General features: G+C 40.7%; 18 protein-coding genes and 1 other annotated feature. Of the genes, 10 read left to right on the plus strand and 8 right to left on the minus strand.

Going from position 1 to position 15517, the window contains the following annotated elements; all coding sequences use genetic code 11:
• Nucleotides 1–108 precede the first annotated feature (108 nt).
• Together IQ283_RS16345 and IQ283_RS16350 are read right to left on the minus strand one after the other, a co-directional pair.
• Nucleotides 109–798, minus strand: coding sequence for a Crp/Fnr family transcriptional regulator (locus IQ283_RS16345; protein ID WP_194221176.1), 690 nt, complete (start codon nucleotides 796–798; stop codon nucleotides 109–111).
• 121 nt (nucleotides 799–919) lie between these two features.
• A complete protein-coding gene (locus IQ283_RS16350; RefSeq protein WP_194222274.1) occupies nucleotides 920–1714 on the minus strand; it encodes an undecaprenyl-diphosphate phosphatase in 795 nt (264 codons plus the stop codon).
• Nucleotides 1715–1886: 172 nt separating this feature from the next.
• Here IQ283_RS16350 and IQ283_RS16355 point away from each other — a divergent pair, with 172 nt between their 5' ends.
• Nucleotides 1887–2075 carry a YjzC family protein gene (locus IQ283_RS16355; protein ID WP_194221177.1) on the plus strand — a complete coding sequence of 63 codons (189 nt, stop codon included), beginning with the start codon at nucleotides 1887–1889 and terminating at the stop codon, nucleotides 2073–2075.
• A gap of 59 nt (nucleotides 2076–2134) precedes the next feature.
• Here IQ283_RS16355 and IQ283_RS16360 read toward each other — a convergent pair whose 3' ends face one another.
• Both IQ283_RS16360 and IQ283_RS16365 read right to left on the minus strand, forming a co-directional pair.
• Nucleotides 2135–2314 (minus strand): YjzD family protein, encoded by a 180-nt coding sequence (locus IQ283_RS16360; protein ID WP_194221178.1) that lies wholly within the window; start codon nucleotides 2312–2314, stop codon nucleotides 2135–2137.
• A 75-nt stretch (nucleotides 2315–2389) separates the two neighbouring features.
• Complete coding sequence (locus IQ283_RS16365) at nucleotides 2390–2851, minus strand: TspO/MBR family protein (protein ID WP_194221179.1); 462 nt, start codon at nucleotides 2849–2851, stop codon at nucleotides 2390–2392.
• Nucleotides 2852–3063: 212 nt separating this feature from the next.
• On the opposite strand from IQ283_RS16365, the gene IQ283_RS16370 reads away from it, so the two are divergent.
• On the plus strand, nucleotides 3064–3786 hold the full coding sequence (locus tag IQ283_RS16370) for an alpha/beta hydrolase (RefSeq protein WP_194221180.1): 723 nt from the start codon (nucleotides 3064–3066) through the stop codon (nucleotides 3784–3786).
• A gap of 1 nt (nucleotide 3787) precedes the next feature.
• Here IQ283_RS16370 and IQ283_RS16375 read toward each other — a convergent pair whose 3' ends face one another.
• Nucleotides 3788–4978, minus strand: coding sequence for an NAD(P)/FAD-dependent oxidoreductase (locus tag IQ283_RS16375; protein WP_194221181.1), 1191 nt, complete (start codon nucleotides 4976–4978; stop codon nucleotides 3788–3790).
• 109 nt (nucleotides 4979–5087) lie between these two features.
• Here IQ283_RS16375 and IQ283_RS16380 point away from each other — a divergent pair, with 109 nt between their 5' ends.
• From IQ283_RS16380 to IQ283_RS16395, 4 genes are read left to right on the plus strand one after another with little or no spacing between them, the layout of a single operon-like run.
• Nucleotides 5088–6005, plus strand: a complete 918-nt coding sequence (locus IQ283_RS16380; RefSeq protein ID WP_194221182.1) for an NAD-dependent epimerase/dehydratase family protein — start codon at nucleotides 5088–5090, stop codon at nucleotides 6003–6005.
• Nucleotides 6006–6021: 16 nt separating this feature from the next.
• Entirely contained in the window at nucleotides 6022–6576 is a 555-nt protein-coding gene (locus IQ283_RS16385) for a DinB family protein (RefSeq protein WP_194221183.1), read from the plus strand.
• A 44-nt stretch (nucleotides 6577–6620) separates the two neighbouring features.
• Entirely contained in the window at nucleotides 6621–6797 is a 177-nt protein-coding gene (locus tag IQ283_RS16390; protein ID WP_194221184.1) for a ComZ family protein, read from the plus strand.
• A 12-nt stretch (nucleotides 6798–6809) separates the two neighbouring features.
• The gene (locus IQ283_RS16395) at nucleotides 6810–6953 is read left to right on the plus strand and encodes a hypothetical protein (protein ID WP_159782169.1); all 144 of its coding nucleotides are present in this window, start codon (nucleotides 6810–6812) and stop codon (nucleotides 6951–6953) included.
• Nucleotides 6954–6984: 31 nt separating this feature from the next.
• Here the strand turns inward: IQ283_RS16395 and IQ283_RS16400 are convergent, their stop codons facing one another.
• Entirely contained in the window at nucleotides 6985–7347 is a 363-nt protein-coding gene (locus IQ283_RS16400) for a YppG family protein (protein ID WP_194221185.1), read from the minus strand.
• A gap of 178 nt (nucleotides 7348–7525) precedes the next feature.
• Between IQ283_RS16400 and IQ283_RS16405 the strand changes: the two genes are divergently transcribed.
• The 3 genes from IQ283_RS16405 (at nucleotide 7526) to IQ283_RS16415 (ending at nucleotide 11461) form a co-directional block, all read left to right on the plus strand.
• Entirely contained in the window at nucleotides 7526–8464 is a 939-nt protein-coding gene (locus IQ283_RS16405; RefSeq protein ID WP_194221186.1) for a beta-ketoacyl-ACP synthase III, read from the plus strand.
• A 31-nt stretch (nucleotides 8465–8495) separates the two neighbouring features.
• Complete coding sequence (gene fabF, locus IQ283_RS16410; RefSeq protein ID WP_194221187.1) at nucleotides 8496–9734, plus strand: beta-ketoacyl-ACP synthase II; 1239 nt, start codon at nucleotides 8496–8498, stop codon at nucleotides 9732–9734.
• Between the two features lie 980 nt (nucleotides 9735–10714).
• Nucleotides 10715–11461, plus strand: a complete 747-nt coding sequence (locus tag IQ283_RS16415) for a YjbA family protein (protein WP_194221188.1) — start codon at nucleotides 10715–10717, stop codon at nucleotides 11459–11461.
• 108 nt (nucleotides 11462–11569) lie between these two features.
• On the opposite strand, the gene trpS is transcribed toward IQ283_RS16415, so the two are convergent.
• Nucleotides 11570–12559, minus strand: a complete 990-nt coding sequence (gene trpS / locus IQ283_RS16420; RefSeq protein ID WP_194221189.1) for a tryptophan--tRNA ligase — start codon at nucleotides 12557–12559, stop codon at nucleotides 11570–11572.
• A 60-nt stretch (nucleotides 12560–12619) separates the two neighbouring features.
• Nucleotides 12620–12846: a binding site (T-box leader), on the minus strand.
• Between the two features lie 53 nt (nucleotides 12847–12899).
• Nucleotides 12900–13271, minus strand: a complete 372-nt coding sequence (locus tag IQ283_RS16425) for a DUF3899 domain-containing protein (RefSeq protein ID WP_194221190.1) — start codon at nucleotides 13269–13271, stop codon at nucleotides 12900–12902.
• Between the two features lie 462 nt (nucleotides 13272–13733).
• On the opposite strand from IQ283_RS16425, the gene IQ283_RS16430 reads away from it, so the two are divergent.
• Nucleotides 13734–15419 (plus strand): peptide ABC transporter substrate-binding protein, encoded by a 1686-nt coding sequence (locus IQ283_RS16430; protein WP_194221191.1) that lies wholly within the window; start codon nucleotides 13734–13736, stop codon nucleotides 15417–15419.
• The last annotated feature ends 98 nt before the right edge of the window (nucleotides 15420–15517 follow it).

Genomic DNA, 15517 nt, shown 5'->3' on the forward strand with positions numbered 1-15517 from the left:
TGTGACAGCTGGGAAGGTGATGTTTTGGGCTTTTAGATGAACACAAAGGGCGTGTTCTAGTTCAAGAGCTCCAATATCTCCGTTTCTAAACGCTCGTCTCCGCTTTTCTTATAACCTACATATCGTTATTGGGCAGTCTTCGCAGTGGATGGCGCAGCGGAGGAATTCTAGGTTGTGGATGGTGATTTTGCTGTGGGTAATGGAGACGATGTCGGCTTTTTTGAGTTCGCTTAGGATGCGGTTGACGCTTTCTCTTGTTAGGCCGCAGAAGTTGCCTAGCTCCTGATTTGTGAGAGGGAGGTCGATGAGTATGTCATCTTTTTGTTGAACGCCATATGTATTGGATAGTCGAATGAGAGTGGAGTAGAGTGCTCCTTTTTTTCCGTGTAGGAGTAGATCTCGGAATTTTGATTGGTTTTTTCTGAAGTTTTCTCCCATGAACTTCATAAATTCTGTTGCGAGTAGGGCGTTTGTTGTTAGAGTCTTTTCTAGGTGAGCTTGTTTCACAAAGGTTGCTTGTACATCATCTACTGCCCATGCGTTGGAGGAGAAGTTTAATTGGCCAGTGTAGAGAGCAAGTTCGCCGATGAGATCACCTGGTTGACAGATTTGTAGCGTTAATTCTCTACCTTCAGATGTGAGCTTATTTAAACGTACATTTCCAGATCTTATAAGAAGAAGACGGTCCGCTTTCATTCCATCCATATAAAGGGGCTCGTCTTTTTGAAACGAAATGGATTCGCCTTCTTCAGCAATCCACTTTTTTAGTGGGTCTGATGTAATCGTATCTTCTTTCATTTTCATCCTCCTTTGATCATTTTTTACTATTATCCCATGTAATCCTTTCTTATCACAACCAACATTTCCTTTTATCCGAAGGGAATTTGTTTAGGCAAATAAAAAAACCGGCGATAGCCGGTTAGAAAATAAGGACAAGTGCGCCCACGATAAAGCAATAGATAGAGAAATAAATTAAGTTTCCTCGCGCCATAATATTCATAAACCATTTCAATGAATAGTAAGAAGCTGTAAGAGAGAGAAGGAAGGCAACGATATATGGTATAAGCATGTCACCAAATTGGAGATCCCCAATGCTAAGGATCATTGAACCTACGCTTACAGGTATGAATAATAGGAACGAAAACCTTAGAGCTGTTTCTTGTTTCATTCCAAGTCCCATGGCGGCTACGATTGTTGCACCAGAGCGACTAATACCAGGGATTAAAGCGACAGCTTGTGCCAGACCTACAATAAGGGCATCTTTGATACTAAGTCCTGCTTCGCCTTTGGAGCCACGAAGGTTACGAATGAGCCAAAGTGCGATACCTGTAATAATGAGAGTAGCTCCAACAACTTTAATGCCCTTCAGTTCTTCTCCAATAAAGTCATCGAACAAAATACCAAGAACAGCGGCAGGAATAGTTGCAATAACAAGATAGACGATAAACATAAATTCGCTTTTTGACTCTTCTTCTCGAGAGACAACGTATCGTATTCCATGTGAAGTGAGGCGAATGAGGTCATTGCGATAAATAAGAAGAACGGCAAGTAAGGAGGCAAAGTTCATTAAGATCTCAAAACTAAGTCCTTCGATTTCTAAATTAAATAATTTTTGCGCTATGACAAGGTGTCCACTTGATGAGATTGGAATGGGTTCAGTGAAGCCTTGAAGTAAACCAAGAAATGCGTACTTAAGTAGTTCCAACAGTTCCATGAGTAATGTTCCTCCAGTAATGGTTACAAGATAAATTGACACATGTAACCATTAAACACCAGTCCTTCCATTTTTGTAAAGGGAATTTTGTATGTCAGGTTACATAAAACATTATTCGATGATGAATGCTGATAAAGGGGGCAAAAGTTGATGAGTGGAAGGAGGCAGTAATATGGGCGGAGAAAATCGTCAGTTTACACCTGGACAAAAAGCGCCGAACAATGGTGTATATATTGAAATCGGAGAGACGGGTGGAATGGTGAAGGATCCACAACAAATTGAACTTCGTGCAGGTGAAGCGTTCCCTGAATGTTCAAATCAAAATCGAAAGTGGTCAAGGGAACCAAAGCCTCATCATTAATAAGAATCGGGAATAGGTACAGGTAATAAAAAAACAAGCGCCGTTAATGGCGCTTGTTTCTATTGTTCAGCTGGATCGGAAATTAGACCTTCTCCAAGAAGCGTTGCCGCAACAGCTAGGATAATTCCGAAAAGTGATGCAGGGCCAAACTCGTAATGACCACCTTGCATAGAAGCAAGTACGTAGAACATCATATTGCTAAGTAGAAACCCCCAGATAATTGCCCAAAGATAACGCAATAAATTCACCTCATTTGTAAACGTATTCTATCGATTATCATACCACAAAACATTTAAGTGCAACATCTATCAATTTTAATTCATGTAATAAAATAGCCATGATAAATATGTAGCAAATGCGGTCCAAAGAAAATAAGGAAGTAATAGCCAACCTGCTAACTGATTTTGTCTACCTGCAAGAAAAATAAGAATCAATGAAGTGATTGCAATAAAGAGGGCGTCCATGAACGTTGCAAACAGAGCATGCTGATCAAATTGCAAATAACTAAATGCTTGATTCAATATGTAGTTTATCCCGAGTAGTGAGAGGTACTCACTATTATGACGACCGAAGCTACGCTTTTGGTAGACAATGGCGGTTGATAAAGCGATTAACCCAAACAGAAATGCCCAAATGGTCCCTATAACGGAACCGTCTGGTGTCCAATCAGGTTTAGCGAGCGACGTATACCAATCAGCATCATAGGGGAATAGGAATCCAGAAATGCTAAATAGAAGGTAAACAATAATAAATACGAGTCCAGATGTTTTTTTCATTTTTCTCACCACCTCCTTTCCCATACCCAATCATATCCAATTTCATGCAAGGACATATATAGAAATAATAGTGCATATCATGACTAAGGGCGCTTTCTAATGACGTGGGATGAAGAAGATATGAAATTCCCTCAAAATAGGCACTTCACCCTTTCTTCCATATGTAACTTGCATAGGTTATACAGAAAGTGATAAAAGGGCGAGGGGAGAGTATGTGTATTCGTAAACGAGCCTATCAATTAGACGGGGAGTGGACGATCGTTCTTGTCCCTGAACGGCCTAACGGGTTTGGCATATTTATTATAGGTGGCTTAACACATTTCGTTGATGCTGATACAAGTTTCTGGTTGCAGAACCATACGCGTGAAGGGATGATTGCCGATTTTCTAGAGGCAGGTTATACAATCTATACGAGCAATCTATATGGAAGGCACTGGGGATCACCAAAAGCAGCGAAATTAACCGAACGAATTTATCATCTTGTTCACAAACAGGAAATTCTGAATCCAAGGATACATGTTGTTGCGGAAGGTATGGGAGTGTTGGCAGCAAATACTTTTTTAAACAATCGTCATACCTTAGTTAGATCAGCGGCATTATTAAACCCTTGTTTTGATTTGAAGCGTCTTGTCAGACAAGAACAAGTGAACCGTCTTTTCTATAAACGGTTACTACGAGAGATGGCACAAGCTTATGAAATTGAGAATGACGAGGTTTTAACGAGAATTGACAACAAAGAAACGGAAGCCTGTCCTTGTCCGGTTAAAATTTGGCACCATTCCATGAAAAGTCCCTATTCGTTAGAACAAATTAGAGAATACGAGCGCCTTCAACAGGAGGTAGGATACCCCGTTGACCTTGCTCTGTTGAGTGATAGCTATCAATTCCTTGGTAAGAAGATGATTCGTTTTTTTCAACAGCATGAGGAATTATGATTTACGATCGATTCAGTTGTGTTATTCCCATTGCTGGATGATGACCGTATAAAATAAGATCTTTTAGTATCTCGGCACCAAGCATGCTATAAACCGTCCCGTTTCCACCATATCCTAACATGAAATAGACACCCTCGTACTTTGGGTGTTTTCCTATGTAAGGTAGTCCATCTTTTGTGGAACCAAATATGGCGCTCCATTCATATGCGATTGACGTTTGGATAGAAGGAAACATTTCATGCAGTTTAGCAAGCAATAGCTGTCCTTGTTGTTCGAGTTTTTCTTCTTTTTTGAGATTAGAATCAAGTCCACCAATGAGGATGCGATGATCAGGAGTCGTCCTTAAATAGTAATAAGGACGATCGGTTTCCCAGATAAGGGCTTGATTGTGCCAACCAGGAAACTTCGGTATGGGTTCAGTCGCAATGGTATAGGTGCGCTCGAGTAGTGCGCCTTTTGTTTTGGCAAACTCCTGCGTACCATAACCCGTTGCGTAAATCACATGTTTTGCCCGAATTTCTCCTTTTTCAGACTCGAAGATTAAATCATTTTTATTAAATTGATGAGAGAGGATCTCGGTATGCTCAAACACTCTTAATCCTAGTTCCCTGGCGGCACTTGTAAGGGCAAGTGCGAATTTATACGGATTTACTTCCGCCTCACCTTTCGTATAGATCCCTGCAGGGGCAGTGAAGGAGAAGAGACTTTCGATGGCGTGACGATCAATATAATCTGCTTCAAACCCATGATGTGTTAAAGCTTCGTATTCTTTCTTGAGTTTCTTTACATGATGATCGTTGCTTGCGAAATAAAGGCTTTCTGCTCGTTTAAAGTCAGCTGATTCACTTAAAGAGCCTGCGACTTTTTCTAGTTCGTCTATTGCCTTTAAGCAAAGTTTATAAAAATAAACAGCCTTCTCTTTCCCGAATCGATCGATCAAATCTACAAGCATAGCATCATTAGAAAATTGAAGAAGGCCAGTATTCGCCGAAGTACTTCCAGAGCCGATCGTATCTTTTTCTATTAAAACAGTGTCAACATGATAGTCAGCAAGCGTCTTTGCCAGAATACTTCCCGACATACCACCGCCAATGATTAGGACATCACAGGTGATGGATGAAGTGAGTTCAGGAAATGTAGGGGGCTCTGCTACAGTAGTTGGCCAGAATAAATTTCCGTGATGAAGCTGCATGAAAGTATCCTCCTTAAAGGGTTCGGTAAATTAAGTTAGACAAATGATATCCTTCTTAGAATGGTCAGATGGGATAAAAAGTATTCGATCTAAACAGAGGTGAAAACTAGTGAAGAAAGCATTTATAACAGGGGCATTGGGATTCATTGGCTTTCATTTAACAGAATTTCTACTAGGCAAAGGGATTGAAGTAGTAGCAATTGATAATAAATTAAATACCCTAAGAAATGCTGAATATGAAATGAAGGAAATGATGTTACTTCGAAACGCTAATTACAAACAAATCAACAGCTCTTTAAGTGAAGCTTCTCTTACCCAGATTTCCAAAGAATGTGACACGATTTTTCATCTTAGTCATCCAGGGTTTGAACATGTTCGCGGCTCTAAGATGATCGAGGAAGGATTACAGAACACAAGCAAGGTCTTACAAGCATCCAATGGAAAAGTACTCGTCTACTTATCGAGCACGGAAGTTTTCGGAACACGTTACGGACAAATTACAGAAAAAACACCTCTTCACCCTACAACAATGTCGGGGAAGTTAAACGCTAAAGATGAACAAGTTTTATTGAAGTCTGATCAACGAGATTGTGTTGTAAAAGTACTTCGAGCCCCGCTTGTTTATGGACCTTGGCAACCTACTCAGTATGTTTATCAACATTACTTTCTAACTAAAAAGCTACCGTCATCGTATGAAAATGAGGGGAAGAAATTTCATCATGATGCGGTTTATGTAAGAGATGTGTGTTGGGCTTTGTATCAAGCAGGATGTCGAATCGATCAATCAGAATCGTTCAATCTAACAAGTGGAAGAGAAGGAGAATGGCAAACCGGAGTCGAATGGTGTATAGAAGATCCAAAGGAAATGCGTTATCAGAGTAATTTGAAGTGCAGGGTTTCTAGCAAAGAATGTGCCAATAAGCTTGGGTTTAAGAATGTAACACCTATTGATGAAGGATTGCATGTGCAACGATTGCATACGGAGAAAATGATGGCGATTGATCCTTCGATTTATTTGACTGATTGAGAAGGGAAGATGATGAATGATTGAAAAGACGCTTGGTAATTATGATGTCCACGATTCCTCTCATGGGCTTCAAGCTTTAAAAGAAACGAGAGAAAAACTCCTTTCGATGGTAAGTGACATTGAATTTCAGGAACTTCACTATGGGTATTCAAGTTTTCCTACAGTTGGAGCTTATATACTACACATTGCACAAATTGAGCTTTGGTGGGTGAAAAATGCCCTTATGGGAGAAAGCGTGACAGAGGATGAAAAAGAGCGATATTACTTTCAAGAGGAGCAAGTGATCTCTGCTCCTGATGATAAAGATCTTTCGTGGTTTTTAGCTCGCCTTGCAGAGGCGCGCGATTTGATAAAATCTTATTTCAATCATCTATCTGATGTAGAGTATCGAAAACCAGGACCTGAAGTTACAATTAATGGTGAGGTGCACCGTTACTCTCCTGAATGGATCATAAGCCATTTAATCGACCATGAAGCTTATCATAGAGGACAGGCTGCGATGGTATTAAAGATGGTTTCTGGACAGCGGGAAGATTGGGAGCATTTCAATACACCGTATTTGTCGTTATAATAGAAGGGAGCCGTACTGGCGAAAGTAAATTAGGAGTGAATGAAATGGATCAAAACATGAAATTTATGCAAATTGCAATGAAGTATTTACCTGAAGCGAAGCAGTCGCTTGGAGAACAAGAAATCGAATTAGATCTTGAAAAGATGCAGCCATTGCTTCAGCTCTTTCTTAAGGCTATGGAAGATGCTTATGAGCTCGGGAAGCAGGATGCACAGGAGTAAGGAGAGAGTACTATGGGCCGTAAAGCTTTCTGGATCTGGTTTGTCCCACTAGGTGGTTTGTTAATAGGAATATTGATTGGTAGTTTTAGCTTAATGGTCATATCCGGCATTTTACTATTTATAAGTGCAGGAAGCATGTTGTTTCTTTCTAAATAAATAGAAGAGACGTGGAAACACGTCTTTTCTATTATTTAACGAATAAATTTAGCAATGAGCCCATTTGCTTCACCATCGGCGTAATTTGTTGAACGGTATTCATCATTTTAGGAAAATCATACTGCCCATTTTGCTTTTTAAATTGATTCATAAATGGCTGTCCGCCCTGGTATCCTTGCTGAGGATAGTATGGATGATAGGCTTGCTGGTAGTATGGGTGTGGATAGTAGGGCTGTGGCTGTTGGATAGGTTGCTGAATAGGCTGCTGATAATGCTGTGACTGGTAGGGGTCATATGACTGATATGACGGATAAGGTGTGAAAGGCTGTTGCTGATAGTGATGATATCCAGGCTGTTGGTGAAAATAAGGCTGTTGTTGATTATACGGATACATCTATCTATCCCCCTTCGTTCAAGTTTACTTATGTTTAGTTTATGAATGTCACGCAAGAATGGTGAGTGCCACCAAGAAGCAGTTAGGTAGACAAACGCACACTTATGAATTAAAATTAGTACCAGATACTAAAGATTGGTTTTAAGTTAGAAAATATCCTATAAAGGGGAAATTCATGATGAACGCTGGTTTAGTAGGTGTAGGACATTATGTACCTGAACGTGTATTAACCAACCAAGATTTAGAGAAAATGGTTGATACATCTGACGAATGGATCCGCACTAGAACAGGAATAGAAGAAAGAAGAATTGCAGACGATGATATGAATACATCTGATATGGCTTATTTAGCTTCAAAAAAGGCCCTTGAAGATGCTAATATAAAAGCGGAAGACTTGGATCTTATTCTGGTTGCTACCGTAACTCCGGATTATCCATTTCCATCAGTAGGCTGTTTGCTTCAAGAAAAACTTGGTGCAACGAATGCAGCTGCGATGGATTTAAGTGCGGCTTGTGCTGGATTTATGTATGGCATGATTACAGCTGGTCAGTACATTAATAACGATACTTATAAAAACATCCTAGTAGTTGGTGTAGAGAAACTTTCGAAAATTACTGACTGGGAAGATCGCAACACAGCCGTGCTATTTGGAGATGGAGCAGGAGCAGCAGTAATTGCGCCTGTTACAGAAGGAAGAGGTATTCTCTCATTTGAACTAGGTTCAGATGGAGCTGGAGCTAAACATCTTTATCAAGAGCCAAATGGTTTTATGGCTATGAATGGTAGAGAAGTATTTAAGTTTGCCGTTAGACAAATGGGGCAATCAGCGATTAACGTAATCGATAAAGCTGGTTTAACGAAAGAAGATGTAGATTTCCTTATTCCTCACCAAGCAAATATCCGCATCATGGAAGCGTCAAGACAGAGACTTGAACTTCCGATTGAGAAAATGGCGACAACTGTTAAGAAATACGGTAATACGTCTTCATCCACGATTCCAATCGCACTTTCAGAGGCGATGGAGGAAGGCCGCGTTAAGGAAGACGATGTGGTTATTCTTGTTGGCTTTGGCGGCGGTTTAACATGGGGAGCAGTTGCCCTAAAATTAGGACGTTAATGAGTAGTAGAGAAAAAGGAGCGCTGGTAAAATGAAAAAAAGAGTAGTTATTACTGGGTTGGGAACTGTTTCTCCACTCGGAAATTCGGTAGATGAAACGTGGACAAATATAGTTAACGGTGTTTCTGGGATTAATCCACTAACACGATTAGATAAAGATCAATTTGCAGCAAAAGTATCAGGTGAAGCTCTAGAATTTGATCCTGAAAATTTCATGGATCGTAAAGATGTTCGAAAAATGGACCGTTTCACTCAATTTGCCGTTGCAGCTTCTCAAATGGCAGTTGAAGATGCTGGATTGAAGATTACTGATGAGAATGCTGAAAGAGTCGGTGTTTGGATCGGTTCTGGTATTGGCGGTATGGAAACTTATGAATCACAATTCCGCACATTTATTGACAAAGGCGCCCGTCGTGTAAGTCCATTCTTCGTGCCAATGATGATTCCTGATATGGCTTCTGGCCAGGTTTCGATCATGCTTGGTGCAAAAGGAATTAACTCATGTACAGTGACAGCATGTGCTTCAGGAACAAACTCCATTGGTGATTCTTTCAAGGTGATTCAGCGTGGAGATGCTGATGTTATGATTACTGGTGGTTCAGAAGCACCTATCACAAGCATGAGCGTAGCTGGATTTGGCTCAATGAAGGCTTTATCTACTAATCCAGATCCTGCATCAGCAAGTCGTCCATTTGATGCGAATCGTGATGGGTTTGTTATTGGTGAGGGTGCAGGTATCCTTGTCATTGAAAGCCTTGAATCGGCTGAAAAACGTGGTGCTAAAATTTATGGAGAAATTGTAGGGTACGGTTCAACAGGTGATGCATATCACGTTACGCAACCGGCTCCTGAAGGGGAAGGCGGCGCACGTGCAATGCAACAGGCAATTGATGATGCTGGCCTTACTCCTGCTGACATTGGGTACATCAATGCCCATGGGACAAGCACGGATTATAATGATAGGTACGAAACAGCAGGGATTAAGTCTGTCTTTGGAGAGCATGCTTATAAGCTTGCGGTTAGTTCAACGAAGTCAATGACTGGTCATTTGCTTGGCGCTGCAGGTGCGGTTGAAGGGATTTTCTGTGCGAAGGTGCTAGAAGAAGGAATTCTCCCACCTACAATCAATTATGAAACGGCTGATCCAAACTGTGATCTCGATTATGTGCCAAACAAAGCACGTAAAGCTGAAGTGAATGCAGTCATGAACAATTCACTTGGTTTTGGTGGTCATAATGCGACATTGGTGTTTAAGAAATTTGTAAAGTAGATAGGTTGTAACCCCCTGGGAGATTTCCCAGGGGGTTTTTGTGTTTAGGTGGAGTGGGCAGGGTCTTGGCCACTTCACCTTTTAATTCGTACACGAAGGGCGTGTTCTTTTGATAAGGGTCAAGTGCTTGTCGGGTCTAAACGGAGGCTTTCGCTTTTCATAGATCCAGCTGCAGCCTCCAGACCCTCGGTCACTTCACCATTTCATCCGAACACAAAGACCGTGTTCAAATGAAAAGGCTCCAGTGCCTGCCGGGTCTAAACGGAGGCTTCCGCTTTTCGTGTCTAGCTGCGCGGGCCAAATCCTCCGGCTGTTTCGCCCAATCGAATGAGACAAAAAGCGTCTCAGTCTCATGGGCTCCAACATCCTGCAGATTTAAGCAGGCCCGCTTCGCTTTTCGTGTCTAGCTGCAGTGGGCAGGGTCTCGATCGCTTCACCTTATCAAATGAACACAAAGGGCGTGTTCTTTTGATAAGGCTCCAGCGCTTGTCGACCCTAACCGCCCACTTTCGCTTTTCATGTGTCTAGCTACGCGGGCCAAATCCTCCGGCTGTTTCGCCCAATCGAATGAGACAAAAAGCGTCTCAGTCTCATGGGCTCCAACATCCTGCAGATTTAAGCAGGCCCGCTTCGCTTTTCAGTCTAGCTGCGACTCGCAGAAACTGCGATATTTCACTCTTTCACCAGAACACAAAAAGCGTGTTCTAGTTCAAGAGTTCCAATATCTCCGTTTCTAAACGCTCGTCTCCGCTTTTCATGTCCAGCTGCAGCCTCCAGACCCTCGGTCACTTCACCTTTTCATCCGAACACAAAGACCGTGTTCAAATGAAAAGGCTCCAGTGCCTGCCGGGTCTAAACGGAGGCTTCCGCTTTTCAGTGTTCTATTAATCTTTTCTTAATAATATACTTATCATGGAATAATTTGACTTGGTCCTGACTATACTGTTTTTACAAACAGTAGCGAAGTGAGGGGTAGCCAGATGTTGTATTTGCGAGATGTTTGGGTGAATTGGTTTGAAGGTGAAGAGAATGGGTACAATGTTTGCAATTTTCATGAATGGCGAAAAGATGATTTTATTGAATTGCTGGATCAGGTGCCTGTTATTAAGGTGGAGTCACTACTGTATCATTACATTGAGAATGATTTGACGGAGCTTCCGGAGAGTTTACTTAGTGATGTTTTTCAACAGAGCTATATACGTAAAAATAATGAACGATCACCTTTAGAGTATTGCTTCTTGGCTACGGACGGCAGAGGGGTTATTGTCATTGATACATTAGGGTATAAGATTCCGATTCGCAAAAGTCGAGTGATACCTAGACAAGAAAAAGCAGTTTATGAAATGGTGGCAGATGTTGAAGCTATCAGTTATCCGTTTGAATCAGATCAACCTTTGAAAGAACATCATATTCTTTCTCCAGGACCAGACATTATGATGGGACTTACTAGAAAAGAAAGACAGTTGAAACAGCTTTTGTTTATGGCACTAGATCAACTGTATTCGAGTGGTAACTCGGCTGAAATACGCTATTGGTTCACAGAATGTCAGCCGAAACAGTATGTGCAAATCCAAAGTATGGAAATGGACGAGGCATGGGAAGGGCTATATAGAGAAGTGAAGGCAGGTTGGTCAGCTAAGCATGAGCAAATCTGTGAGCGGATCATCAAAGGGCAGCCGTATTTTGAAAAGATATGGGAGCTTGAAAAAGGAACACACGTGAATTAACGAAAAGGCTTAAATCTGTAGTCTCTCAATTATTGACTATATAAGTTGACTATTATTGATTTGGATAAAGCAAAAGGAAGGTTGCCCAGTGCAACCTTCCTTTTTTCTTTATCTTCTTTTTCTTTCAAGCCCCATGGCACGTTCTGCTTTTGTAAGCATTTTAGATGCTTTACGGTTCGCTTTCTCCGCCCCATGATCAAGGATGTCATCTAGTTCAGATGAAGAAATGAGATCATTATAGCGATCCTGAATAGGTTTTAACATATTAGCGATTACTTCACCAAGCTCCGCCTTAAAGTCACCATATCCTCGACCTTCATATAGGGATTCAATTTCTTCAACGCTTTTACCTGAGCAAAGAGAGTAAATCGTAAGCAGGTTAGAGATCGCTGGTTTGTTTTCTTTGTCGTAACGGACAACTCCATCTGAATCCGTAACCGCACGTTTCACTTTTTTAATAATAGTAGATGGCTCATCAAGCATTGAAATAAACGCATTTTGATTGGAGTCAGACTTACTCATTTTTTTAGAAGGATCTTGTAGTGACATGATTCGTGCCCCGACCTTAGGAATGCGCGCATCAGGCATAACGAAAATGTCATTAAATTTACGGTTAAAACGCTCAGCAAGATTACGAGTTAACTCAATGTGCTGTTTTTGGTCATCTCCAACAGGGACAATCTCTGTACCGTAAAGAAGAATATCAGCAGCCATAAGTGGGGGATACGTAAGTAAACCTGCGCTTACAGCTTCTTTTCCAGTTGATTTATCCTTGAATTGGGTCATGCGTTCTAATTCACCTATATAAGAAACGCATTGTAACATCCATGCCAGCTGAGCATGAGCTGGTACCTCAGATTGAATGAAAAGTGTTGATTTTTCAGGATCAATACCTGAAGCAAGGTATAATGCAGCAAGACTCCTTGAATTCTGTTTTAAAGCTTGTTTTTCTTGAGGTACTGTAATTGCGTGCTGGTTTACAACGCAGAAATAACATTCATTCTCATCCTGAAGATCAGTAAAATGCTTCATTGCTCCAAGATAGTTCCCTATTGTTAATGTTCCACTCGGTTGAATACCCGAAAAAATAACGCTCATTGTGTGTTGCTCCTCTCAATTTCTATAAAAGCATACAAAAAGGCCCATTCATCCCTTAATGCTAGGGACGAATGGACCGTGGTGCCACCCTGCTTATCCAGTAAGTCTGGATCACTTATGGTAGTAAATACCGCTAGTGATAACGTGAATGCTCACGCCAATGCCTACTAAAGTCTTCAGCAAAGGGGCTCAGAAGTCCATTCCAAAAAGTGTGATACCTATTTCCACCAACCATAGGCTCTCTATAAATCACATCATTTTGTACTACTCTTCATCTTAGCCGTTCTGTATCCTTCTTCTTTAACTAGTATAGCGCAATTAAATCATCGCATGCAACAAGTTAGCTACTTACAAGAACGATGGAAATGATAATAGTGAGTATGGCACAAAATCCGCCTGCCATTAAGAGTGGATAAGTGATTGGGTTATCATAATCAAGCCTGTAATGGATTTCGGAAGTATCCTCCTCAATCATTTGTCGCTTAGCCGTATTTCTAAAATATCGTTTAAATGAATAAACAATCCCGTCAAAAAACCCCGTTTGAACAACGTGAAGAGCAGCACCAATAAGTACCATAGCAAGTGCAATCATAAAGAGTATATCTGATATGGATTGGATGCCAAGGCCTCCGTCAGAAGTAAATGAGATGATCATTGACGCGGTAACTGCAAGCACAATTAAGATACCTGATTTTAAAGTAAGTGATTTCATAGTAGCCCCCATTTTCTTTCTACTATCAAGTATAAAAAAATTAATAGTCAAGAACAATATAAACAAGGTAGAAATGTGTAACGGATTAACACATCGTTTACATTTCAGAATATTTCGCGATATGAATACAGTATACACCAAAGTATACTATATACTTTTAGGTAAGGGGGGCTAAGTAGATTTTCATACATTTCACTGTAAAATATCAAATGTTACCCAGAAACCAGAGAATTTATACCAGGACTAAAGAACTATTTTTTGTTATGCAAACGTAATTGTGGCGCGGTTTTTGTAAATGAGTGTAAAAATAACGTATGCAAAATAATTAGAAAACTTGTATAATACGAGTTGTGGGCGAAACGAATCAGATTATTCTCACGTAAATAGTTAGATAATTTGATGAATTCCGTCATGCGGATCACTAGCTTTTATAGCTACATATTTTAAGGGAGGTCACACAGCATGAAGAAATCAAGATGGACTCTTGTCCTATCTCTTGTGCTTGTATTGAGCGTATTCCTGTCGGCTTGCGGCGGCGGCTCAAACAACGGGGGGAACAGTGGTGGAGAAGGCGACGGAGAAGGCGGTTCTGCTGAACAAGTACTTAACTTAGTAGAAACAGCTGAAATTCCTTCAATGGATACTACACAAGCTACTGATAACACATCTTTTAAAGCAATGAACCAGGTTTTCGAAGGACTTTATCGTCTTGACGAAAATAACGAGCCTACACTTGGTATGGCTGCTGAAGAACCAAAAGAAGAAGAAAAAGACGGTGAAACTGTTTACACATTTACAATTCGTGACGACGCTAAATGGTCTGACGGATCTGATGTTGTAGCAGACGACTTCATCTATGCATGGCATAAAGCGCTAAACCCAGATACAATTTCTCCTTACGCTTCTATGTTTGGTACTGCTGGAATCAAAAACGGTAATGCAATCATTACTGAAGGCGATCCACTTTACGGTAAAGTAGAAGAACTTGGAGCTAAAGCAGTAGATGAGAAAACACTAGAAATTACTGTTGAAAACCAAGTGCCTTATTTTAAAGCACTACTTACTTTTGCGACATTCTATCCACAGCCTAAAGCATTTGCTGAAGAGCAGGGTGAAAAGTTCGCACTAGAATCTGATACAATGCTTTACAACGGACCATTCGTATTTGCTGAGTGGAACCACGGTGAAGGCTGGACTTATGAAAAGAATGCTGAATATTGGGATGCTGAAACTGTAAGTCTTGAAAAGATCACGACTAAAGTAGTGCAAGATACAGCAACTACTGTAAACCTTTATGAAACTGGTAAAATTGATCGCGCTGGTCTTTCTGCAGATTTCGTAGATCAATTCAAAGATAATGAAGAGTTTTCTACACTAGTAGATCCAACAATGTACTTTATGCGTATGAACCAAGAAAATGAAGCACTAGCTAACAAAGATATTCGTAAAGCATTGTACCTTGCATATGACCGTGAAGGACTTGTAAATGTTCTTCTTAACAACGGATCAATTGCTGCAAAGTATTTCGTACCTAAAGACTTTGTAAAAGGTCCTGAAGGTGATGACTTCCGTGAATTTGCTCCAGACGGTTTCTATGCTGACCAAGGAGAAGAAGAAGCGAAAGAAGCTTGGGAAGCTGGACTTGAAGCTCTTGGGACAGACTCTGTAGAACTAGAATTCTTAACTACTGATAACGAGCTAGCTGCTAAAATCGCAGAATATGCAAAAGATCAGTTTGAAACGAAGCTTGATGGTCTTACATTAACAATCAACAAACAGCCTTGGAAGCAGTTCCTTGAGCTAGAAGATTCTGGCGACTTTGATATCTCAACTGGCGGTTGGGGACCTGACTATCCAGATCCAATGACGTTCCTTTACATGTTTGAAACTGATGGCGCATATAACCGCATGGGTTACTCTAGCGAGAAGTATGACGAGCTAGTTTCAGGAGCTAAGAAAGAAACAGATGAAGCGAAGCGTTGGAAAATGATGCAAGACGCTGAGAAAGTTCTAATGGAAGAAGATATTGCGATTATCCCAACTTACCAAAAAGGTAACGCAATTCTACAAAAAGATTACGTTAAAAACTTCTATGTACACTCATTTGGAGCTGATTCTTCATATAAGTGGGTTAAGATTGAAAAGTAATTTTGGATTTTCAGGAGAGTATATGTCATCCTGACATATACTCTCTTTTTTACCTGTAATAAGAAATATGTCGAAATGATAGCTAGAAGTGAAATAGA

The sequence above is a fragment of the Pseudalkalibacillus hwajinpoensis genome (assembly GCF_015234585.1).
GTDB lineage: Bacteria > Bacillota > Bacilli > Bacillales > Guptibacillaceae > Guptibacillus > Guptibacillus hwajinpoensis_B.

What these genes read in the sequence shown, in the direction of transcription:
- IQ283_RS16365 (WP_194221179.1), bottom strand. Translation starts at nt 2,851, where the DNA reads ATGAAAAAAACATCTGGACTCGTATTTATTATTGTTTACCTTCTATTT.
- trpS (WP_194221189.1), bottom strand. Translation starts at nt 12,559, where the DNA reads ATGAGCGTTATTTTTTCGGGTATTCAACCGAGTGGAACATTAACAATA.
- IQ283_RS16345 (WP_194221176.1), bottom strand. Translation starts at nt 798, where the DNA reads ATGAAAGAAGATACGATTACATCAGACCCACTAAAAAAGTGGATTGCT.
- IQ283_RS16415 (WP_194221188.1), top strand. Translation starts at nt 10,715, where the DNA reads ATGTTGTATTTGCGAGATGTTTGGGTGAATTGGTTTGAAGGTGAAGAG.
- IQ283_RS16385 (WP_194221183.1), top strand. Translation starts at nt 6,022, where the DNA reads ATGATTGAAAAGACGCTTGGTAATTATGATGTCCACGATTCCTCTCAT.
- IQ283_RS16395 (WP_159782169.1), top strand. Translation starts at nt 6,810, where the DNA reads ATGGGCCGTAAAGCTTTCTGGATCTGGTTTGTCCCACTAGGTGGTTTG.
- IQ283_RS16370 (WP_194221180.1), top strand. Translation starts at nt 3,064, where the DNA reads ATGTGTATTCGTAAACGAGCCTATCAATTAGACGGGGAGTGGACGATC.
- IQ283_RS16375 (WP_194221181.1), bottom strand. Translation starts at nt 4,978, where the DNA reads ATGCAGCTTCATCACGGAAATTTATTCTGGCCAACTACTGTAGCAGAG.
- IQ283_RS16350 (WP_194222274.1), bottom strand. Translation starts at nt 1,714, where the DNA reads ATGGAACTGTTGGAACTACTTAAGTACGCATTTCTTGGTTTACTTCAA.
- IQ283_RS16400 (WP_194221185.1), bottom strand. Translation starts at nt 7,347, where the DNA reads ATGTATCCGTATAATCAACAACAGCCTTATTTTCACCAACAGCCTGGA.
- IQ283_RS16405 (WP_194221186.1), top strand. Translation starts at nt 7,526, where the DNA reads ATGAACGCTGGTTTAGTAGGTGTAGGACATTATGTACCTGAACGTGTA.
- IQ283_RS16430 (WP_194221191.1), top strand. Translation starts at nt 13,734, where the DNA reads ATGAAGAAATCAAGATGGACTCTTGTCCTATCTCTTGTGCTTGTATTG.
- fabF (WP_194221187.1), top strand. Translation starts at nt 8,496, where the DNA reads ATGAAAAAAAGAGTAGTTATTACTGGGTTGGGAACTGTTTCTCCACTC.
- IQ283_RS16425 (WP_194221190.1), bottom strand. Translation starts at nt 13,271, where the DNA reads ATGAAATCACTTACTTTAAAATCAGGTATCTTAATTGTGCTTGCAGTT.
- IQ283_RS16355 (WP_194221177.1), top strand. Translation starts at nt 1,887, where the DNA reads ATGGGCGGAGAAAATCGTCAGTTTACACCTGGACAAAAAGCGCCGAAC.
- IQ283_RS16390 (WP_194221184.1), top strand. Translation starts at nt 6,621, where the DNA reads ATGGATCAAAACATGAAATTTATGCAAATTGCAATGAAGTATTTACCT.